Below are 20,160 nucleotides of genomic sequence, written 5' to 3' on the forward strand. Positions count from 1 at the left end.
CGGTCAGATGGACTTGCTGTCCAGCGCGTAGCCCGCCGAGCGGACGGTGCGGATCAGGTCCATCTCCGTCTCCTCGTTCATCGCCTTACGCAGACGGCGGATGTGAACGTCGACGGTGCGCGGCTCGACATAGACATCGTGGCCCCACACCACGTCGAGAAGCTGCTCGCGCGAGAAGACGCGGCCGGGATGCTGCATGAAATGGCGCAGCAGGCGGAACTCGGTCGGCCCCAGATGCACGTCGCGGCCGTTCCGGCGCACCCGGTGGGCGGCCAGATCCATCGTCACGTCGGCGAACTGCAGCGTCTCGTCGGTCATGCCCGGGGCCGAGCGGCGCAGGACGGCGCGCATGCGGGCGACCAGCTCGGTCGGGGAGAAGGGCTTGGTGATGTAGTCGTCGGCGCCGGAATTCAGGCCGCGCACGCGGTCCGCCTCCTCGCCGCGGGCGGTCAGCATGATGATCGGAATGTCGCGCATCTTGCTGTTGCGGCGCATCTGGCGGCAGACCTCCAGCCCCGACATCAGCGGCAGCATCCAGTCGAGCAGGACAATGTTCGGCGTCTGCTCCCCGGCCAGCAGAAGGGCTTCCTCGCCGTCGGTGGCGGCGTTCACGCGGAAGCCTTCCTTCTCCAGATTGTACTTCAGCAGCGTCACGATGTCGGCTTCGTCCTCGACGATGAGAACGAGCGGCTTCAGCGCCGAATTCATGCTTGTCCCGCTCCCACTGCGCGTCTCGCCGTCACGCGGCATGTCCCGCTCCATCGTTATCCGGGCCGCCGTCCCGCGGCAATCCCCGTTCCACCATCTCCCCTGCCGCCTCCGTGGCGAACCCCTCCGGCTCGACCACGGCGAAGCTGCTGCCGTCGTTCTTCGGACGCGCCGCGCGCAGCGTCGTGCCGACCACCAGATAATGGATGGTCTCGGCGATGTTGGTGGCGTGGTCGCCGATCCGCTCCAGGTTCTTCGCCATGAACAGCAGGTGCGTGCAGGGCGTGATGTTGCGCGGGTCCTCCATCATGTAGGTCAGGACCTCGCGGAACAGGCTGGTGTAGAGGTCGTCCAGTTCCTCGTCGCGTTCCCAGGCGGCGATGGCGCGCTGGACGTCGCGCTCGATGTAGGCGTCGAGCACGTCCTTCATGATCGACTCGACAAGCCGCCCCATGCGCGGGATGGCCGCCGCCGGGCGCACCACCGGCACCTGGGCCAGCGCCAGCGAGCGCTTAGCGATGTTGGAGGCGTAGTCGCCGATCCGCTCCAGGTCCGACGCGATCTTCAGCGCCGACACGATCTCGCGCAGGTCCTGGGCCAGCGGCTGGCGCAGGGCGAGCAGGCGCACGGCCTCCGCGTCGATGTCGCGCTCATAGGCGTCGATGCGCTGGTCGGCCTGCATGACCTGGGCGGCCAGCGCGACGTCGCGGCGGGCCACCGCCTTCACGGCGGCGTCCACCTGCGCTTCGGCGACGCCGCCCATCTGGGTGATCAGGTTGGACAGGCGCTCAAGTTCGTGCGCGAAGGAACGCACGATGTGTTCGTTGCTCATGCTTCACGTCCTTCGCTGGGGAAGAGTCGCGGCAGTGCCGGGGATCGGAGGCCGGGGATCAGCCGTAGCGGCCGGTGATGTAGCCCTGGGTGCGCTCGTCCCGCGGGTTGGTGAAGATTTCCTCGGTGTCGTCGCACTCCACCATGTCGCCCAGATGGAAGAAGGCGGTCTTCTGGGAAACGCGGGCCGCCTGCTGCATGTTGTGGGTGACGATGACGATCGTGTAGTTCTCGCGCAGCTCGTCGATCAGCTCCTCGATGTGGGCGGTCGCGATGGGGTCGAGCGCCGAGCAGGGCTCGTCCATCAGGATCACCTCGGGGCTGACGGCGATGGCGCGGGCGATGCACAGGCGCTGCTGCTGGCCGCCGGACAGGCCGGTGCCCGGCTCGCGCAGGCGGTCCTTCACCTCGTTCCACAGGCCGGCGCGCTGCAGCGAGGTCTGGACGATCTCGTCCATCTCGTCGCGGTGGCTGGCGATGCCATGGATGCGCGGGCCGTAGGCGATGTTGTCGTAGATCGACTTCGGGAACGGATTCGGCTTCTGGAAGACCATGCCGACGCGGGCGCGGAGCTGAACGGCGTCGATGTTCTTGCCGTAGACGTCCTCGCCGTCGAGCGCGATCAGCCCCTCGACGCGGCAGTTCTCGATGGTGTCGTTCATGCGGTTCAGGCAGCGCAGGAACGTCGACTTGCCGCAGCCGGACGGGCCGATCAGCGCCATCACGCGGTTTTCCTGGATCTCCAGGTTGATGCCCTTGAGCGCCTGCTTGGCCCCATAGAACACCTTGACGTCGCGGGCGACCATCTTGGTGCCGTGGATGCCGGCGGCGGGACGCGAAGGCATGGCCGTGGCCGGGATGTGGGTCTGGACGCTCATGGGGTTACCAACGCCTCTCGAATTTCTTGCGCAGGAAGACGGCCAGGCCGTTCATCAGGATGAGGAAGGCGAGCAGGATCAGGATCGCCGCGGAGGTTCGCTCCGTGAAGGCCCGCTCGGGGCTGTCCGCCCACATATAGATCTGCACTGGGATCGCCGTGGCGCTGTCGGTCAGGCCGCCCGGGATGTCCACGATGAAGGCGACCATGCCGATCATCAGCAGCGGCGCCGTCTCGCCCAGCGCGCGGGCCATGCCGATGATGGTGCCGGTCAGGATGCCCGGCAGGGCCAGCGGCAGGACATGGTGCGTCACCGTCTGCAGCGGCGAGGCGCCGACGCCCAGAGCCGCCTCGCGGATCGACGGCGGCACCGCCTTCAGCGCGACGCGCGAGGCGATGATGATGACCGGCAGGGTCATCAGCGCCATCACCAGACCGCCGACCAGCGGGGCGGAGCGCGGCAGCCCGAAGAAGCCGAGGAACACCGCCAGACCCAGCAGGCCGAAGATGATCGACGGCACCGCGGCGAGGTTGTTGATGTTCACCTCGATCAGGTCGGTCCAGCGGTTCTTCGGCGCGAACTCCTCCAGATAGACCGCGGCGGCGATGCCGATCGGCACCGACAGCAGCATGGTCACCACCAGCGTCAGGGCGGAGCCGACGACAGCCCCCAGGATGCCCGCCTGTTCCGGCTCGCGGCTGTCGCCGGCGGTGAACAGGGTGGTGTTGAAGGTGCTGCGGATGGAGCCGTTGGCGACCAGCGCGTCGATGGCGGCGATCTTGACGTCGTTCAGCCGGCGCTCGCTCTCCGGCACGTCGCGCCGGATGAAGCCCTTCATGAACTGGTCGATCTCGTCGTCGGCGCGGACCCAGACCGTCTGCGTGGTGCCGACGAGGGAGGGGTTGGCGTTGACCATCGCCTCCAGCTCGTACGGCGCGCCGGAGGACAGCAGGTCGTTCAGCGAGCGGCGGGTGGCGCGATCGGTGGCCGCCGGGACCTGGGCGTAGAGCGCCTGCCGGACGATGGCGGTGTAGTTCCGCTCCTCGACCTGCTGCTTGTCCAGGGTCACCTCCAGCCGGATCTGCGCCTGCCAGAAGGCGGTGTAGCCCTTGCTGACGATGGAGCCGAGCAGAACCACCAGCATCAGCGAGGCGATCCCCACGGCGACCATCCCGGCGATCCGGAACCGGCGCTCCGCGGCGTAGCGGCGGCGCAGCCGGGCGGAGAACTCCTCGCTCTGGTAGCGCGACTTGGTGACGGCGACCGACATGGCCCGCGTATCCTGTTCCACGAGGTCAGTCATATTTCTCTCGATACTTCTGGACCACCCGCAGGGCGACCATGTTGAGGGTGAGGGTCACGACGAACAGGACGAGGCCCAGCCCGAAGGCCGACAGCGTCTTGGGGCTGTCGAACTCCTGATCGCCGACCAGCAGCGTGGCGATCTGCGTCGTCACCGTGGTCACGGCGTCCAGCGGGTTGGCGGTCAGGTTGGCGGTGAGGCCGGCGGCCATGGTGACGATCATCGTCTCGCCGATGGCGCGGCTGACCGCCAGCATGATGGCGGCGACGATGCCCGGCAGGGCGGCGGGCAGCACGACCAGCCGGATCGTCTCCGACTTGGTGGCGCCCAGCCCGTAGGAGCCGTCGCGCAAGCTCTGCGGCACCGCGTTGATGACGTCGTCCGACAGCGAGCTGACGAAGGGGATGATCATCACGCCCATCACGAAGCCGGCGGCCAGCGCCGATTCCGAGCTGACGCTCAGCCCCAAGCTGTTGCCGACGTCGCGGACGAAGGGCGCCATGGTCAGGGCGGCGAAGAAGCCGTAGACCACGGTCGGGATGCCGGCCAGCACCTCCAGGATCGGCTTCAGCCACGTGCGCAGGCCCGGGCTGGCGTATTCCGACATGAAGATGGCCGCCATCAGCCCGACCGGAACCGCCACCGCCATGGCGATGCCGGTGATCAGCAGCGTGCCGGCGAACAGCGGGATCGCGCCGAAGGAGCCGCTGGAGCCCACCTGGTCGGCGCGCATGGCCATCTGCGGGCTCCAGTGCGTCCCGAACAGGAACTCCAGCGGGTTGACCACCGCGAAGAAGCGGATCGCTTCGAACAGAAGCGACAGCACGATGCCGATGGTGGTCAGGATGGCGACCAGCGAGCAGATGACCAGCGCGATGTTGACCGTGCGCTCCACCCGGTTGCGGGCGCGCAGGTCGGGGTCGATCCGGCCGCGGGCGTAGATCAGCCCGGCGATGGCGATGCAGCAGCCGATGACCAGCAGGCTCCAGTCGCCGAGCGCGTGCAGCCGCAGATAGCGCTCCGCCGCGGCGACGACCTCCGGGTCGGGCTCGCGGCCCGTGGCGACGCCATGGGCGAGGTTGAGGATGTCGGCGCGCAGCAGGCCGAGCGACTGGGCGTCGCCGTTGACCAGCCGGTCCGGCAGGCCGGACAGGACCATCTGCATGACCAGCCAGCCTTCCGACGCCCCCCAGAAGGCGAAGAGCAGCAGGGCCGGAAGCCCCGCCCAGAGGGCGACGTAGAAGCCGTGGTAGGACGGCACCGAATGAAGCTCGACGATGCGGCCGCCGACGGAGGCGACGGCACGCGACCGGCCCATCTGGTAGCCGATCACTGTGAGCAGGGCCAGAACGATGAGCAGTACCGTGAGCTGCATGCGAAACCGCCGGAAATGGGCTGAAAACGGGCTCCTGGCACAAACGGGAAACCGGCGGCCCTCCGAGGAGAGCCGCCGGTGCCGTCAGCCGGTCAGAGCTGGAGCGGGGTCAGGTTGGTCGCCGAGGTGCGGGCGGCGTCGCGCTCCGCCTTCGGCATGGAGATCAGGCCCTTGTCGCCCAGGTAGCCGTCCTCGCCCATCGCGCGCTCCGAGGTGTACTCGGCGATGAACTCGCGGATGCCCGGGATGACGCCGGCGTGGGCGTTCTTGATGTAGATGTACAGCGGGCGCGACAGCTCGTACTTGCCGGCCTGGACCGCTTCCGGCGACAGCTCGACGCCGTCCATCTTGGCGGTCTGCAGCTTGTCGCGGTTCTGGTCGTAGAAGCTGTAGCCGAACACGCCGAAGGCGTCCGGGTTGGCGGTCAGCTTCTGGACGATCAGGTTGTCGTTCTCGCCGGCCTCGACGTAGCCGCCGTCCTCGCGGATGGTCATGCAGGCCTTTTCGCGGGCCTTCTCGTCGGCGACGATCGTCTTGACCTCGGCGACCTTCTTGCAGCCTTCGAGCATCACCAGCTCGTTGAAGGTGTCACGGGTGCCGGACGTCGGGGGCGGGCCGAGGACCTCGATCTCCTTGTTCGGGAGCTTCGGGTCGATGTCCGACCACTTCTTGTAGGGATTGGGGACCATCTTGCCGTCGACCGGCACGTCCTTGGCCAGCGCCTTCCACAGGATCTGGGTGGTCAGGTCGGTGTGCGGGGCCTGCTTAGAGTAGGCGAGCGCGATGCCGTCGAAGCCGACCTTCAGCTCGGTGACCTGGGCGACGCCGTTGGCGGCGCACTGCTCGACCTCGGACTTCTTGATGCGGCGCGACGCGTTGGCGACGTCCGGGTGCTGCGGGCCGACGCCCGCGCAGAACAGCTTCAGGCCGCCGCCGGTGCCGGTCGACTCGACGACCGGGGTCTTGAACTTGCCGCCCTTGCCGAAGGCTTCGGCAACCGCCGTGGTGAACGGGAACACGGTCGAGGAGCCGACGGCGCGGATCTGGTCACGCGACTGGGCGTTCGCAGCACCCGCGAAGGCGGCGGTCATGGCGACGACCGCGGCGGCGGTGACGGCGAGCTTCTTGGAATTCACGGTATCCCTCCGATGGTCCGGTTGCCCCTTTTCCGGGGAACGCGATGGTTCAACCCCGTGCCGCTTCCCCCAGGGGCGGGCGGCTTCGGGGCGGACACTAGTCGGGGTCCGCGACGCGCTGATTACGGTTTCATGACAGTTTCATGACGACGCCCACTTTCGGTCACGCCGGACGGGGTATACGCAACCTCTACGCTTGGCGCCGCGCGGGCTCCGTGGCGTGGCCCTCTCCCGACTCCTCCGACGCCGCCGGCAGATAGACCGTGAAGGTGCTGCCCACCCCGACCGCGCTTTCGATGGTCAGGCGGCCGCGGTGGCGGTTCACGATGTGCTTGACGATGGCCAGCCCCAGCCCGGTGCCGCCCATCGCCCGCGACCGCGCGGCGTCGACGCGGTAGAAGCGCTCGGTCAGGCGCGGCAGATGGGTGCGGGCGATGCCCTCCCCCTGGTCGCGCACGGCGACGGCGACCATTTGCATCCCCCGCCCGCCGCGCCCCGCCGGGCCGGACACCCCGACCGCCACGCCGTCGGCGAGCGACACGGCGACGGTCACGTCGGTGTTCTCGCGCGTGTATTTGATCGCGTTGCTGACGAGGTTCTGGAAGACCTGGGTGAGCTGGTCCTCGTCGCCGACCACCGCGGGCAGTCCGTCCGGCGCCTCCAGCGTCAGGCGGATGCGGCGGCTGGCCGCCTTCAGCTCCAGCGCCGCCATCACCCCGTCCAGCCGGTCCAGCACGTCGACCGTGCCGGCGGGCGGCATGTGCTCGTCCAGCTCGATCCGCGACAGCGACAGCAGGTCGTTGACGAGGCGGGCCATGCGGCTGGCCTGGTCCTGCATGATCGACAGGAAGCGCTCGTGCGCCTCCAGATCCTCGCGGGCGGGGCCGCGCAGCGTCTCGATGAAACCGAGCAGGGAGGACAGCGGCGTGCGCAGCTCGTGGCTGGCGTTGGCGATGAAGTCGGCGCGCATCTGCTCCGACCGGCGCAATGCGGTGATGTCGTGCAGCGTCAGGATGACCATCCGCCCCGGCACGGTTCCGGCGGGCACCCCGTCCTCGCCGGGGACCGAGCGGGGAACGCGGCGCTGGAAGGGCTTCACCCGCACCTCGAACATGCGCTCCACCGGCACCGGCAGGCTGAATTCCAGGATGCGCGAGGCGCCGCCCTTCAGCACGGCGTCCACCGCCTCCAGGACCGCCGGGTTGCGCAGCGAGGCGGCGAGGTCGCGGTCGAGGATGCGGTCGCCGAATAGGGCGCGCGCCGCCTGGTTGGCCCGCGCCACCTGCCGCTCCGCCCCGACCAGCACCAGCGGGTCGTGCAGCGCCTCGATGATGGATTCGTTGGCTTCGAGCTGGGCCAGCGCCAGCTCGGTGCGGGCGTTCATCACCCGGTGCAGCCGCACCGCCGCAGCCGCCGCCGCGCGCACCGGGCGGGAGGCGGTGACGGGCAGAGACGGCACCGGCTCCGTTGGGCCGGCGGCGAGCCGCGCGGCGTGGGCGGCCACCGTCCGCAGGTCGCGGAAATAGAGCTGGACCATCAGCGCCACCCCGCCGATCCCGGCCAAGCCCCCCAGAACCGCCACCGCCGGACCGATCGTCCCCTGCCGCCACAGCCCCCACAGGGCCGGCAGCAGCGGCCCCAGCACCAGCGCGGCGGCGAGGATCAACCGGAGGGGCGGCATCGGCTTGGGAGTCATGGACGGCGCTTCTCGTGCGTCATGCGGACGGTCTTGGAGACGGAACTCCGCTTTTACACCATCCCGCAAGCCGGTGAGCGGGCGTCACAAAAGATTAACGCGCGGGCCGGGGACATGCCCTGCCCACGCGCCCAAAGGAAACCGCCTGTCCACCTACCCAGGGTGATCGCCTTTGAAATCCCCTCTCCCCCCTGGGGAGAGGGCTACGAAGGCCAAACGCGAACACGCTGTCCGCTTACCAGGGCAGCGAGTCGTGGGCCGCCAGCGCCGCCGCGGTGACCAGATCGCTGACCGAGGCGCCCATGGTGACGATCTGAGCCGGCTTGTCCAAGCCGATCAGCAGCGGGCCGATCATCTGGCCGCCGGCCATCTTGTTGAGCAGCTTCGCCGTGATGTTGGCCGAATGCAGGCCGGGCATGATCAGCACGTTGGCCGGGCCGGACAGCCGGCAGAAGGGGTAGACCCGCTTCATCAACTGGTGGTCCAGCGCCACGTCCGCCGACATCTCCCCGTCATACTCGAAATCGACGCGGCGGCTGTCGAGGATGGAAATGGCCTCGCGCAGCGGGTCGGTGTGCGGGTGCGGGTGCTGGCCGAAGTTGGAGAAGGACAGCAGCGCCACCCGCGGCTCGTGCCCCATCTGGCGCGCCTTGGCCGCGGCGCCGACGGCGATGTCGGCCAGCGTCCGGCCGTCGGGGCGGACATGCACCGTGGTGTCGGCGATCAGCACCGTGCGGTTGCGCGTCAGGAAGACGTGCAGGCCGAAGACCGGCTCGTTCGCCTTGGCGTCGATGACCCGGCGGATCTCCTCGAAGGCGACGCCGAAGCTGCGGGTCAGGCCGGTGACCATGGCGTGGGCGTCGCCCTGCGCCACCATCAGCGCGGCGAAGACGTTGCGGTCCTGGTTCACCATGCGCTGGCAGTCGCGCAGCAGGGCCCCCCGGCGCTGCATCCGGCGGTACAGATAGTCGCTGTAGCGGCGGTTGGCGTCGGAGACGCGGGCGTTGTGGATCTCCAGCGCGACGCCGGACTGGCCCATCGCCGCCAGCTGCTCCTTGATCACCGCCTCGCGCCCGATCAGCACCGGCGTGCCGAAGCCGGCGGCGCGGAAGGCGAGCGCCGCACGGATCGTCCGCTCCTCCTCGCCCTCGGCGAAGACGACGCGGCGCGGGTTGGCCTTCACCTTCTCCAGGATGAGCTGGAGGCTGTCCGCCGTGGGGTTGAGCCGGGTGCGCAGCGCGTTCCGGTAGCCCGCCAGATCGACGATGGGCTTGCGCGCCACGCCGGTCTCCATGGCGGCCTGGGCCACCGCGGCGGGGACCGTCACGATCAGCCGCGGGTCGAAGGGCACCGGGATGATGTATTCCGGCCCGTAGCGCAGGCGGCGGCCCGCATAGGCGGCGTCCACCTCGTCCGGCACGTCCTCGCGGGCCAGGGCGGCCAGCGCCTTGGCGGCGGCGACCTTCATCGCCTCGTTGATGGTGGTCGCCCGCACGTCCAGCGCGCCGCGGAACAGGTAGGGGAAGCCCAGGACATTGTTGACCTGGTTCGGGTAGTCGGAGCGGCCGGTCGCCACGATGGCGTCGGAACGGACGGCCTTCACCTCCTCCGGGGTGATCTCCGGATCGGGGTTGGCCAGCGCGAAGATGATCGGCTTGGCCGCCATCGACTTGACCATCTCCGGCGTCATCGCGCCCTTGGCCGACAGGCCGACGAAGACGTCGGAGCCGGCGACCGCCTCCTGGAGCGTGCGCTTGTCCGTCTCAACCGCGAAGGACGACTTCCATTGGTTCATGCCGTCGGTGCGGCCGCGGTAGACCACGCCCTTGGTGTCGCACAGGATGATGTTCTCGCGCGGCACGCCCATGGTCGTGAACAGCTCGGCGCAGGCGATGCCCGCCGCCCCGGCGCCGTTGACCACCATCGTCACGTCCTTGAGATTCCGCCCGGTGATGTCGCAGGCGTTGATCAGGCCGGCGGCGGCGATGATGGCGGTGCCGTGCTGGTCGTCGTGGAAGACGGGAATGTCCAGCAGCTCGCGCAGGCGCTCCTCGATGATGAAGCAGTCCGGCGCCTTGATGTCCTCGAGGTTGATGCCGCCGAAGCTCGGCCCGAGGAAGCGGACGCAGTTGACGAACTCGTCGACGTTCTTGGTGTCGACCTCCAGGTCGATGCCGTCCACGTCGGCGAAGCGCTTGAAGAGCACCGCCTTGCCTTCCATCACCGGCTTGGAGGCAAGCGCGCCGAGGTCGCCCAGCCCCAGCACCGCCGTGCCGTTGGAGATGACGGCGACGATGTTGCCCTTGGCCGTGTAGTCGTAGGCCGTGCTGGGGTCCTCGGCGATGCGCAGGCAGGGAACGGCCACGCCCGGCGAATAGGCCAGCGACAGGTCGCGCTGGGTCGTCAGCGGCTTGGTGGGCGCGATCTCCAGCTTGCCCGGACGCCCGGAGGAGTGCAGCAGAAGGGCTTCTTCGTCGGTGACGCGCTTCGTATCGGGTTCGGTCATCGGGGTTTGGTTCCTGAGCGTAGGCTGTTGCAGCCGTTCTTCTTTGGGCCGGCGGTCGTAGTTGTTTTCGGTTCCGGCCGGTCGGGCGGCGGATGTTAGCCCGCGCGGGCGCGTCCCGCCAGAGCGGGATCGCACGAAAGATGCGAATTTTTCCTGGAATACGACATATCAGATCACGAGCGATGATCGAAGCGATCATTCCGTGTCCGGAAGGAGGCTTCAAGCGGATTGCAATCCGCTTCGGACCGCGACGGCGATCCCGGCCGCACATGCGGCCGAAGCCCGCCTCTCGCGGGAACATCGTTCCCGCTGGCGGCAGGCGGATGCCATCAGCATCCGCCGAGAGCCGGCTGGTGAGGCGATATGAAGCTAAAGCGAACGGACGTTCGCTTTAGCAGCCCTCGGCCATGTCGTAGATGGCGTCCATGTCGCTGATCAGGACCTTGTTGCCTTCCTGCAGCGAGATGGCTCCGGCGGTCTTCAGCTGGGTGAAGGTGCGGCTGACCGTCTCGGTGGTCAGTCCCAGGTAATCGGCGATGTCGGCCCGGCTCATCGGCACGTAGACGGGGTTTTCCTTGTGCCCGCGCCGGGCGGCGCGCTGGGACAGCATCAGCAGGAAGGAGCAGATCTTCTCCTTCGCCGTCTTGCGGCCAAGCAGCAGCATCTGGTCCTGCGCCGCCGCCAGCTCGTTCGAGGCCATGGAAAAGAGACGGCGCTGCATCTTCGGGAACTCGTCCATCAGCGCGTCGATCTTCTTGCGCGGGAAGCGGCAGAGCGTCGCCGCCGTGACCGTTTCCGCGGTGTAGGCGTAGCTGTCGTTGACGGCCAGCCCCAGGAAGTCGCCGGTGACGAGGAAGCCGGTGATCTGGCGGCGCCCGTCCGGCAGCAGCTTGTAGAGCTTCACGGTGCCGGCGGTGACGTTGTAGAGCGCGTCCGCCGCGTCGCCCTCGCTGAACAGGGTCTGTCCGGCTTCGACGCGGGACGTCTGGAGGATGTCGGCGAGACGGCGCAGCTCCTCGGGGTCCAGGGCGGCGCAGACGGTCAGACTGCGCACGGGACAGGCCCCACAGGGATTCATCTCACTCGCCGCGCCCTTTTCGCGGGCGCGCCCCATGTCAAAGGGTGGCATGGCATGACCCAACCCTTAGCCGTACAACGCTCCCATAATCGTCATATTCAGTCTGTTTCGCAACGGTGCTCGCAAGGGCCGTGGCCGAATTGCCATAGCCACGCCTTATGAGCGCCCTTTCGGCGGGCTCGACGGCTCGGCGTTGGGGCGCGGCGGCTCGTCGTCGAACAGGATGCGGTGGGCCGCTCCGTCGAGATCGTCAAACTGCCCGGACTTGAGAGCCCACAGGAACGCCCCCAGGCCCATCAGCCCCAGGCTCAGCGCGATCGCGATCAGATAGAGAAGCTCGGTCATCGGTCAGGTCCTTGGTCACCGCGCCGCGGCTGAGCCGGAGCGCGTTGGCGATAACGATCAGGGAGGAGGAGGACATCGCCAGCGCCGCCAGCAGCGGCGTCAGCATGCCCGCCATGGCGATGGGCACCGCGAACAGGTTGTAGACCAGCGCGATGCCGAAATTCTGGCGCACCAGCCGTCCGGAGCGGCGGGACACCTCCAACGCCTCCAGGATGGGACGCAGGCGGCGGCCCTGGAACACCACGTCGGCGGCGGTCTGGCTGACGTCCACCGCGGTGGACGGCGACATCGACACGCTGGCCGCGGCCAGCGCCGGGGCGTCGTTCAGCCCGTCGCCGACCATCAGCACCTTGCGGCCCTCGGCGGCGAGCGCGTCCAGAACGGCGGTCTTGTCGGCGGGCGTCTGGCCGGCGCGCCAGTCCTCGATGCCGAGTTGCGCGGCCACGGCGGCCACCGCCCCACAGCGGTCGCCGGAGAGCAGCCGGACGTCGAGGCCCCGCGCCTTCAGCCCGCGCACCACCGCCGCGGCGTCGGCGCGCGGCGCGTCGAGGAAGGTGATGCGCACCGGGGCGGCACCGGGGCGGGCCAGCCACAGCTCCGGCCCGGCGGCGTCCTCGGCCGTGTCCGGCGCGCCGGTGAAGGCGCGGCTGCCCAGCCGGATTTCCCCCTCAAGACCATCCAGGGCGAGGCCGGCGCCGGGCACCTCGCGCACGCCGGTGGCGACGGGAACGTTGGGCAGCGCGCGGGTCAGGGCGCGGGCCAGCGGGTGGCGGCTGGCCCCGGCGAGCGCGGCGGCGAGGCGCAGGTCGTCCTCGGCCACGCCATCGAGCTGCGGGACCGGGCGCCCCTCGGTCAGCGTGCCGGTCTTGTCGAAGACCACCGTGTCGATGACGGCCAGCCGCTCCAAAGCGGTGGCGGTCTTCAGCAGGATGCCCTGCCGCATCAGCCGCCCGCTGGCGATCACCTGCACCACCGGCACGGCCAGCGCCAGCGCGCAGGGGCAGGTGATGATCAGCACGGCGACGGCGTTCATCAGCGAATCCTGCCAGGGCAGCCCGCCGAGCAGCAGCCAGCCCAGGAAGGTGCCCAGCGCCGCCACATGGACGACCGGGGCGTAATGGCGCGACACGCGGTCGGCGATGGCGACGTATTTGGCGCGGCCCTGCTCCGCCACCTCCATCAGCCGGACGATCTCGGCCAGCAGCGTGCCCTCCCCCACCGCCGTGACGGTCACGCGCAGCGGGGCGGTGAGGTTGAGCATGCCGGCGAACACACGGTCGCCGGGGTGCACGCTGCCCGGCACCGTCTCGCCGGTGATCAGGGCGGTGTCGAGGTCGGACACGCCGTCGGTTACCGTGCCGTCGACCGCGACCCGCTCGCCCACCGCCACCAGGATGGTGGAGCCAGGGCTGACCTGATCGGGCGGGACGATGGCGCTGCGCCCGTCCTCGTTCAGCACGGTCACCGAGGTGGCGTGCAGGCCGAGAAGCTGCTCCGCGGCCGAGCGCGCCCGGCCGCGCGCCCGCTGGTCGAGGTAGCGGCCGATCAGCAGGAAGAACAGCAGCATCATCGCGCCGTCGAAGTAGGCGTGCTGGCCGCTGTTGATCGTCTCGAACAGGCTCATGCTGGTGGCGAGCAGGACGCCGATGGTGATCGGCACGTCCATGTTCGTCCGCCCGCGCCGCAGCGCCTGGAAGGCCGAGCGCGCGAAGGGCCGCAGGGCGTAGGCGATGGCCGGCATGCAGATCAGCGCCGACAGCCAGTGCATCAGGTCGCGGGTGGCGGAGCCCATGCCCGTCGCGTGCCCGGCCCAGACCGACACCGACAGCAGCATCACGTTGCTGGCGCCGAAGCCGGCGACGGCCAGCGAACGCAGAAGCTCCTTCTCCGTCTTCAGCTGCGCATCGCCCAGCCGCTCCGGGTCGAAGGGCACCGCGCGGTAGCCGATGCGGGCGACGGTGTCGACGACCGTGTTGGCGTCGGTCTCGGCCGCGCGCCACGTCACCGACAGGCGGCGCGTCGTCATGTTCAGCCGCGCGTGGGTCACCCCCGGCTGGCGGGCCAGCGCCGTCTCGATCAGCCAGACGCAGGCCGCGCATTGCAGCCCGTCGATCATCAGATGCAGCGAGGCGGTGCCGTCAGTTCCCGGCTTGGCGTGCGGGGCGTAGTCGAGCGGCGGCGCCTCGCCGTCCGGGCGCAGGGGCCGGGCGGCGGGATCGACGCAGCGCCGCTCGTAATAGCGTTCCAGCCCGAGCCCGCGGACGAGGTCGTAGGCCGCCGCGCAGCCGGTGCAGCAGAAGGGGCCGGCGCCGTCGGAGGCGGTGGTGCCGGTGCCCTCGGGATGCTCCTGCCCGCAGTGGAGGCAGACGGTCATGTCACGAAACCCGTGTGCTGGTGTGCCGTGCGCCCGTTCGATGGACGCTTACTTGGGGGACGCTTACTTGACGAAGAGGCGCTGCTCGTCCTGGTAGTCGCCCGTGGCGTGGTGGATTTCCACGCGCAGGTCCCACTGGCCGGGCAGCGGCAGCGACACCGGGGCGGCGAAGCGGCCCTCGCCCAGATAGGGCAGGTCGAGGCGGACGTCGTGGCCCTCGCTGGTCGGGCGGATGAAGGCGACCTTCACCTCGGCGTCCTTCAGCAGGTTGCCGTATTTGTCGTGCAGCGTCAGCGCCAGGATGCCTTTCTGCGCCTCGGTGCCGGTGAAGTCGGTGGTGACCTTCCAGCCGCGCTCGGCCTGGGCGCGGGCGCCGGCCAGATCCTCGTTGTACTTCAGCCCCTTCATGAAATGCTGCTCGGTCTGGACGCCGGTCCAGCTCGACAGGGCGAAGTGCAGCATCACACCGTTGACCGCGATCACGACGGCGAAACCGGCCACGAAGATCCAGGGGATGTACCAGCCGGGCTGGCGGCCGGTCCGGCGGGGCGGGGTGCGGCGGGTTCCGGCGTCGGTGGACAGCGTCATCGTCGTCTTGACCTTTGGTGAATGCAGCGCGAAGAGCCGGTCGGGATCAGTTGGCCGGCCCCATGAAGACGGAGTCATAGGTCGCCACCTCACCATCGGCCGAGGTAAGCCTGAAGGTAAGGGGCTGGGAGGCGCCTTGCAAACCGGTGCGCGGCGCGGTCACGAAAATTCTGTAGGTCGCCACCATGTCCGGGTCGGCGGTCAGGCGCTGGGTGCCGGCCTGCTCGTCCTGGCCGTCGCCGGCCACCGACAGGCTGGCCCCCGCCACCCCGGACACCGCCAGCGTGTAGGCGCGCGGGTCGCGGGTCATGTTGGAGATCTTGAAGGTGTAGGCGTTGCGCACCGACCCGTCGGACAGGGCCACGAACAGCGGGGCGCGGTCGCGCAGGACGCTGATGTCCAGCCCCGGCTTCAGCAGCAGCCCGACGCCGATGCCGCCGGCGATGACCAGCATCATCAGCGTGTAAAGGATCGTGCGTGGGCGCAGCAGACGGAAGGGCACCGGCTGCCCGCCGGTGGCGACGGCGACTTGGCTGGTCTGGGTGTCGAATGTGATGAGGCCGGTCGGTCGCCCGACCTTGGTCATGATCTCGTCGCAGGCGTCAATGCACAGGCCGCAGCCGATGCACTGCATCTGCAGCCCGTCGCGGATGTCGATGCCGGCGGGGCAGACCTGGACGCAGTTGAAGCAGTCGATGCAGTCGCCCAGACCTTCGGCCTTGCGCTCCTCCCAGCTCTGCGACTTGCGCAGCAGGCTGCGGCCCTCGCCGCGCCAGTCCTGGTAGGTGACGATCAGGCTGTCCTCGTCGATCATCGCCGACTGGAAGCGCGGCCACGGGCACATGTAGGTGCAGACCTGCTCCCGCGCGAAGCCGGCCAGCAGATAGGTGGTGGCGGTGAACAGGCCGATAAAGCCGAGCGCGGTCGAGGACACCTCGAAGCGCAGCATCTCGCCGAGCAGGGTCGGCGCGTCGGTGAAGTAGAAGATCCAGGCCCCGCCGGTCGCCAGGGCGATCAGCAGCCAGATCAGGTTCTTTACCACTTTGCGCCCGGCCTTCCGGGCGGTCCAGGGCCCCTGGTCGAGACGGATGCGCTCGCCGCGGTCGCCCTCGACCAGCCGTTCGACCCAGACATAGAGGTCGGTCCACACCGTCTGCGGGCAGGCGTAGCCGCACCAGACGCGGCCGGCCAGCGAGGTCGCCAGGAAGAGGCCCAGCGCCGCCAGGATCAGGGCGCCGGTCAGGTAATAGATCTGCTGCGGCCACAGTTCCACGAAGAACAGGTAGAAGCGCCGGTTGGCGAGGTCGAGCAGCACCGCCTGATCGGGCGCGTTCGGCCCGCGGTCCCAGCGGACCCAGGGCAGCACGTAGTAGATGGCCAGGAGAACCCCCAGCGCCGCCCATTTGAGGCTGCGGAAGGTGCCGTGCACCGCCTTGGGATAGACCTTGGCGTGCTTCTGGTACATGGAACGCGCGGCGCGGCGCTGCGCCTTGGGCGGGGGGGCGGCGGGCGCGTCCCCGGCGGCCGGGGCCAAGCGCTCCGGCGCATCGCCGCCCAATCGATCGCTTTGGGGCGGCTGCTGTTCGGTGGTCGTGCTCATGACCTCGCCCTCTTCTTCCGGCGTCCGCCGCGCGGGCGGCTTGGCCATGCCGACATGGTTCGGCGGTGGCGAGGGGACTATGGCGGCACAACGTCACAGGGGCATTGCGCTGGATCAAAGGATTTGGGGGCGGATCGGGGGGCGTCCGCTCTCCCCGCGCGCCCGTCAAGAGCCGGACACAGGCCGCCCGGACAAAGAACCCGGACAAAGAAAATGCCGGGGAGTCGCCTCCCCGGCACCGAAGTCCGGCGGACCCGCCAGGGGGGCGTCCCCCTCCCCGGCCGGTCCTTCCTGGTTGGACGGCTTACTTGCCGCCGCCCAGGTTGTGGACGTAGACGGCCAGCGACTTGACCGTCGCGTCGTCCAGACGCTTCGACCAGGCGGGCATCACGCCGGCGCGGCCGTTCGTGATGGTCTCCACCAGCGTGGCCTTGTCGCCGCCATACAGCCAGTTGGCCGTGACGAGCGGCGGAGCGCCGACGTCCATGCCGACCGCGACTGAGCCCTGCGCGCTGTCGCCGTGGCAGGCGGCGCAGTTCTCGTCATAGACGGTCTTGCCCTTTTCCGCGGCGGCGGCGTCGGTCGACCGCTTGTTCAGCGACAGGACGTACTCGGCGACCTGACCGATCTGCTCGCGGTTCAGGATGCCGTCCCGGCCGAAGGCGGTCATGCCGATGCCGACGGTCCCGCGGGTGTCGCCGTCATCCGCACGGATGCCGTGCTGGATGGTCTTGTAGATGTCGGCGGTGGTGCCGCCCCACAGCCACACGTCGTCGGCGAGCGTCGGGAAGCCCTTGGCGCCCTGGCCGCCGGCGCCGTGGCAGGCCGCGCAGTTCTCGTTGAAGTACGACCGGCCGCCGGCCATCGCGAAGGCAAGGAGGTCCTTGTTCTTCTGGATGTCCTCGACGGAGGTCGCCGCGATGGCCGTCAGGTACTTTTCCTGAGCCTTCTTGCCGTCGGCGACCTTCTGCACCAGTTCCTCGCGCTGCGAGTAGCCGAGCAGGCCCTTCGTGTAGCTCTTGCCCAGCGGCCAGGCCGGGTAGAGCACGTAGTAGACGAGGGACCACGCGATGCAGACGTAGAAGATGTACAGCCACCACTTGGGCAGGGGGTTGTTCAGCTCCCGCAGGCCGTCCCACTCGTGGCCGGTGGTCTCGACGCCGGAAAGGGCGTCCTTTTCTTTCTGTGCCATGGCCTAAAACTCCTGACCATCTTCCTTGAGCGGGATCCGGGAGGCGTCTTCGAACTTGCCCCGGTTGCCTGGCCACATGGCGTAGACCACGATGCCGGTGAAAAGCAGGGCCAGCCAGACGGTCCAGAAGGACCGCAGGGCGACAGTGATCGAATCCAAGTCCATGGATCCCTCCCGGTTACTGCTGGAGCTGCTTGGGCGACTGGTACTTGGTGAAGTCCACCATGGTGCCCAGGACCTGCAGGTAGGCCACCAGCGCGTCCATTTCGGTGACGCCCTTGTTGCCCGTGAAGTTCGCCACGACGGCCTTCGGGTAGCGCTTCATCAGACCGGCCGTGTCGGCGTCCGGGTTCTTCTGCGCTTCGAGGTCGGCCTTGGCGCTGGCGATCTGCTCGTCCGAGTAGGGGACGCCGACGATGCGCAGGGTCTTCATGTGATCCTGGATGTCGGTGTACTTCAGCGGACGGTCCTTCATCCAGGCGTAGCCCGGCATGATCGATTCCGGCACCACGGCGCGCGGATCGACCAGATGGGCGACCTGCCAGTCGTTGGAGTACTTGCCGCCCACGCGGGCCAGGTCCGGACCGGTGCGCTTGGAGCCCCACTGGAAGGGATGGTCGTACATGCTTTCCGCGGCCAGCGAGTAGTGACCGTAGCGCTCCACCTCATCGCGGAACGGACGGATCTGCTGGCTGTGGCAGTTGTAGCAGCCTTCGCGGTAGTAGATGTTCTGGCCAGCCAGTTCGAGCGGCGAATAGGGACGGACCCCGTCCACCTTCTCGATCGTCGACTCGATCGTGAACAGCGGGACGATCTGGACGAGGCCGCCGATCGACACGGTGATCAGGATCAGGACGATGAGCAGAAGCGTGTTCCGCTCGATCGTGTCGTGACTAAAGCCCTTTTTTTCCTCAGCCATTTTCTCAGTTCCTCCGGCGTCAGGCCGCACCGACCGCCGCCTTGTGCGGGGCGGAGGCATAGGGCTTCTCGATGCGGACGTCACCCTTGGCCGTGCGCCACAGGTTGTAGACCATGATCAGGGCACCAGCCAGGAACAGGACGCCGCCCAGAGCACGGATCACGTAGAAGGGATGCATGGCCGCGACCGTCTCGACGAACGAGTACTGGAGGAAGCCGAGGTTGTCGTAGGCGCGCCACATCAGGCCCTGCATGATGCCCGACACCCACATGGCGGTGATGTAGAGCACGATGCCGATGGTGGCGGTCCAGAAGTGGTAGCTGACCAGACGCAGGCTGTAGAGCTGCGAACGCTTCCACAGGACCGGGACCAGATAGTAGATCGCGCCGAAGGAGATGAAGGCCACCCAGCCGAGCGCACCGGAGTGCACGTGGCCGATCGTCCAGTCGGTGTAGTGCGACAGGGCGTTGACCGGCTTCACCGACATCAGCGGGCCCTCGAAGGTCGACATGCCGTAGAAGGCCACCGACGTCACGAGGAAGCGCAGGACCGGGTCGGTGCGCAGCTTGTCCCAGGCACCCGACAGGGTCATGATGCCGTTGATCATGCCGCCCCAGGACGGCATCCACAGCATGACCGAGAAGGTCATGCCCAGCGTCTGCGCCCAGTCCGGCAGGGCCGTGTAGTGCAGGTGGTGCGGGCCGGCCCAGATGTAGAGGAAGATCAGCGTCCAGAAGTGCACGATCGACAGGCGGTACGAATAGACCGGCCGCTCCGCGCGCTTCGGAACGAAGTAGTACATGATGCCGAGGAAGCCGGCGGTCAGGAAGAAGCCGACCGCGTTGTGGCCGTACCACCACTGCACCATGGCGCTCTGCACGCCCGAGACGAACGGGTAGGACTTCATCCCGGTCAGCGACACCGGGACGTTGACGTTGTTGCCGATGTGGAGGATCGCGACGGTCAGGATGAACGCCATGAAGAACCAGTTGGCGACGTAGATGTGCGACTCCTTGCGGGTCATCACCGTGCCGATGAACTGGATGGCGTAGAGGACCCAGATGACCGTCAGGTAGAGGTCGAGGATCCACTCCGGCTCCGCATACTCCTTGCCCTGGGTGTAGCCGAGCACGTAGCTGAGCGCCGCCAGGACGATGAAGATGTTGTAGTTCCAGAAGACGAACTTCGCGAGGCCCTCGCCGCCGAACAGGAACTGGCGGCTGGTGCGCTGCACGGAGTAGAGCGAGGTGGCGAACAGGACGTTGCCGCCGAACGCGAAAATCACGGCCGAGGTGTGAACCGGCCGCAGGCGCCCGAAGCTCGTCCACTCAAGGCCGAGATTCAGCGCCGGAAAAGCGAGCTGCAGCGCGATGAAGACGCCGGCGAGGAAGCCGACGACGCCCCAGAACACTGCAGCGATGACGAAGAGTCGGACGGCGTCTTCGTAGTAACGCACATTTTCCGACACCCGCTGGCTGCCCAGGGCGGCCCCTGGCGTCAGAGTCGCTGATGTCATTCAATCTCTCCCGTTTGCCCCGGGCGGCTCGGGCCGCTCCCTCTGAGGTTGCACCACCGCTGGGTACGTACTGTTAAGGAGGGGGGCAGGTTCACATACGATGCACTTCTTATGC

17 protein-coding genes are annotated in these 20,160 nt (G+C 68.4%); all 17 read right to left on the minus strand.

Translation table 11 applies throughout. The annotated features are described in order from the left end of the window. Positions 1-3 precede the first annotated feature (3 nt). The 17 genes from phoB to ccoN all read right to left on the minus strand — a co-directional run bounded on the left by phoB (position 4) and on the right by ccoN (position 20,045). A complete protein-coding gene (gene phoB, locus FHW79_RS02370) occupies positions 4-708 on the minus strand; it encodes a phosphate regulon transcriptional regulator PhoB (protein ID WP_014238776.1) in 705 nt (234 codons plus the stop codon). A 31-nt stretch (positions 709-739) separates the two neighbouring features. Then, positions 740-1,540, minus strand: coding sequence for a phosphate signaling complex protein PhoU (gene phoU / locus FHW79_RS02375; protein ID WP_183177477.1), 801 nt, complete (start codon positions 1,538-1,540; stop codon positions 740-742). 58 nt (positions 1,541-1,598) lie between these two features. Continuing rightward, entirely contained in the window at positions 1,599-2,384 is a 786-nt protein-coding gene (gene pstB / locus FHW79_RS02380) for a phosphate ABC transporter ATP-binding protein PstB (RefSeq protein WP_183177724.1), read from the minus strand. Positions 2,385-2,421: 37 nt separating this feature from the next. Then, positions 2,422-3,687 (minus strand): phosphate ABC transporter permease PstA, encoded by a 1,266-nt coding sequence (pstA, locus tag FHW79_RS02385; RefSeq protein WP_183177725.1) that lies wholly within the window; start codon positions 3,685-3,687, stop codon positions 2,422-2,424. A gap of 25 nt (positions 3,688-3,712) precedes the next feature. Further along, complete coding sequence (gene pstC / locus FHW79_RS02390) at positions 3,713-5,095, minus strand: phosphate ABC transporter permease subunit PstC (protein WP_183177478.1); 1,383 nt, start codon at positions 5,093-5,095, stop codon at positions 3,713-3,715. 92 nt (positions 5,096-5,187) lie between these two features. Beyond that, complete coding sequence (locus FHW79_RS02395) at positions 5,188-6,231, minus strand: PstS family phosphate ABC transporter substrate-binding protein (RefSeq protein WP_183177479.1); 1,044 nt, start codon at positions 6,229-6,231, stop codon at positions 5,188-5,190. 190 nt (positions 6,232-6,421) lie between these two features. Then, the gene (locus FHW79_RS02400; RefSeq protein WP_183177480.1) at positions 6,422-7,927 is read right to left on the minus strand and encodes an ATP-binding protein; all 1,506 of its coding nucleotides are present in this window, start codon (positions 7,925-7,927) and stop codon (positions 6,422-6,424) included. A gap of 235 nt (positions 7,928-8,162) precedes the next feature. Continuing rightward, positions 8,163-10,433, minus strand: coding sequence for an NADP-dependent malic enzyme (locus FHW79_RS02405; RefSeq protein WP_183177481.1), 2,271 nt, complete (start codon positions 10,431-10,433; stop codon positions 8,163-8,165). A 391-nt stretch (positions 10,434-10,824) separates the two neighbouring features. Next, on the minus strand, positions 10,825-11,487 hold the full coding sequence (locus tag FHW79_RS02410) for a Crp/Fnr family transcriptional regulator (protein WP_236778152.1): 663 nt from the start codon (positions 11,485-11,487) through the stop codon (positions 10,825-10,827). Positions 11,488-11,667: 180 nt separating this feature from the next. Continuing rightward, positions 11,668-11,808: a cbb3-type cytochrome oxidase assembly protein CcoS gene (ccoS, locus tag FHW79_RS32480; RefSeq protein WP_237904913.1), complete on the minus strand. Its 141-nt coding sequence runs from the start codon at positions 11,806-11,808 to the stop codon at positions 11,668-11,670. After that, on the minus strand, positions 11,762-14,230 hold the full coding sequence (locus FHW79_RS02415; RefSeq protein ID WP_183177482.1) for a heavy metal translocating P-type ATPase metal-binding domain-containing protein: 2,469 nt from the start codon (positions 14,228-14,230) through the stop codon (positions 11,762-11,764). Before FHW79_RS02415 ends, ccoS begins: the two co-directional genes overlap by 47 nt. 63 nt (positions 14,231-14,293) lie before the next feature. Then, the gene (locus tag FHW79_RS02420; protein ID WP_183177483.1) at positions 14,294-14,818 is read right to left on the minus strand and encodes a FixH family protein; all 525 of its coding nucleotides are present in this window, start codon (positions 14,816-14,818) and stop codon (positions 14,294-14,296) included. 46 nt (positions 14,819-14,864) lie between these two features. Continuing rightward, the gene (gene ccoG, locus FHW79_RS02425) at positions 14,865-16,418 is read right to left on the minus strand and encodes a cytochrome c oxidase accessory protein CcoG (RefSeq protein WP_183177484.1); all 1,554 of its coding nucleotides are present in this window, start codon (positions 16,416-16,418) and stop codon (positions 14,865-14,867) included. A 304-nt stretch (positions 16,419-16,722) separates the two neighbouring features. Continuing rightward, positions 16,723-17,610, minus strand: a complete 888-nt coding sequence (gene ccoP, locus FHW79_RS02430; protein WP_183177485.1) for a cytochrome-c oxidase, cbb3-type subunit III — start codon at positions 17,608-17,610, stop codon at positions 16,723-16,725. 3 nt (positions 17,611-17,613) lie between these two features. After that, on the minus strand, positions 17,614-17,775 hold the full coding sequence (locus FHW79_RS02435) for a cbb3-type cytochrome c oxidase subunit 3 (RefSeq protein WP_014238792.1): 162 nt from the start codon (positions 17,773-17,775) through the stop codon (positions 17,614-17,616). Positions 17,776-17,788: 13 nt separating this feature from the next. Then, positions 17,789-18,529 (minus strand): cytochrome-c oxidase, cbb3-type subunit II, encoded by a 741-nt coding sequence (gene ccoO, locus FHW79_RS02440; RefSeq protein WP_183177486.1) that lies wholly within the window; start codon positions 18,527-18,529, stop codon positions 17,789-17,791. Between the two features lie 19 nt (positions 18,530-18,548). After that, entirely contained in the window at positions 18,549-20,045 is a 1,497-nt protein-coding gene (ccoN, locus tag FHW79_RS02445; protein ID WP_094301480.1) for a cytochrome-c oxidase, cbb3-type subunit I, read from the minus strand. Positions 20,046-20,160 lie beyond the last annotated feature (115 nt).

This window comes from Azospirillum sp. OGB3, assembly GCF_014192915.1.
GTDB lineage: Bacteria > Pseudomonadota > Alphaproteobacteria > Azospirillales > Azospirillaceae > Azospirillum.

Coding starts and splice junctions, on each gene's coding strand:
- ccoP (WP_183177485.1), bottom strand. CDS start 17,610: ATGGCACAGAAAGAAAAGGACGCCCTTTCCGGCGTCGAGACCACCGGC.
- ccoO (WP_183177486.1), bottom strand. CDS start 18,529: ATGGCTGAGGAAAAAAAGGGCTTTAGTCACGACACGATCGAGCGGAAC.
- FHW79_RS02405 (WP_183177481.1), bottom strand. CDS start 10,433: ATGACCGAACCCGATACGAAGCGCGTCACCGACGAAGAAGCCCTTCTG.
- FHW79_RS02400 (WP_183177480.1), bottom strand. CDS start 7,927: ATGACTCCCAAGCCGATGCCGCCCCTCCGGTTGATCCTCGCCGCCGCG.
- FHW79_RS02435 (WP_014238792.1), bottom strand. CDS start 17,775: ATGGACTTGGATTCGATCACTGTCGCCCTGCGGTCCTTCTGGACCGTC.
- FHW79_RS02415 (WP_183177482.1), bottom strand. CDS start 14,230: ATGACCGTCTGCCTCCACTGCGGGCAGGAGCATCCCGAGGGCACCGGC.
- ccoN (WP_094301480.1), bottom strand. CDS start 20,045: ATGACATCAGCGACTCTGACGCCAGGGGCCGCCCTGGGCAGCCAGCGG.
- phoU (WP_183177477.1), bottom strand. CDS start 1,540: ATGAGCAACGAACACATCGTGCGTTCCTTCGCGCACGAACTTGAGCGC.
- ccoS (WP_237904913.1), bottom strand. CDS start 11,808: ATGGGCCTGGGGGCGTTCCTGTGGGCTCTCAAGTCCGGGCAGTTTGAC.
- ccoG (WP_183177484.1), bottom strand. CDS start 16,418: ATGAGCACGACCACCGAACAGCAGCCGCCCCAAAGCGATCGATTGGGC.
- phoB (WP_014238776.1), bottom strand. CDS start 708: ATGAATTCGGCGCTGAAGCCGCTCGTTCTCATCGTCGAGGACGAAGCC.
- pstC (WP_183177478.1), bottom strand. CDS start 5,095: ATGCAGCTCACGGTACTGCTCATCGTTCTGGCCCTGCTCACAGTGATC.
- FHW79_RS02420 (WP_183177483.1), bottom strand. CDS start 14,818: ATGACGCTGTCCACCGACGCCGGAACCCGCCGCACCCCGCCCCGCCGG.
- pstA (WP_183177725.1), bottom strand. CDS start 3,687: ATGTCGGTCGCCGTCACCAAGTCGCGCTACCAGAGCGAGGAGTTCTCC.
- pstB (WP_183177724.1), bottom strand. CDS start 2,384: ATGCCTTCGCGTCCCGCCGCCGGCATCCACGGCACCAAGATGGTCGCC.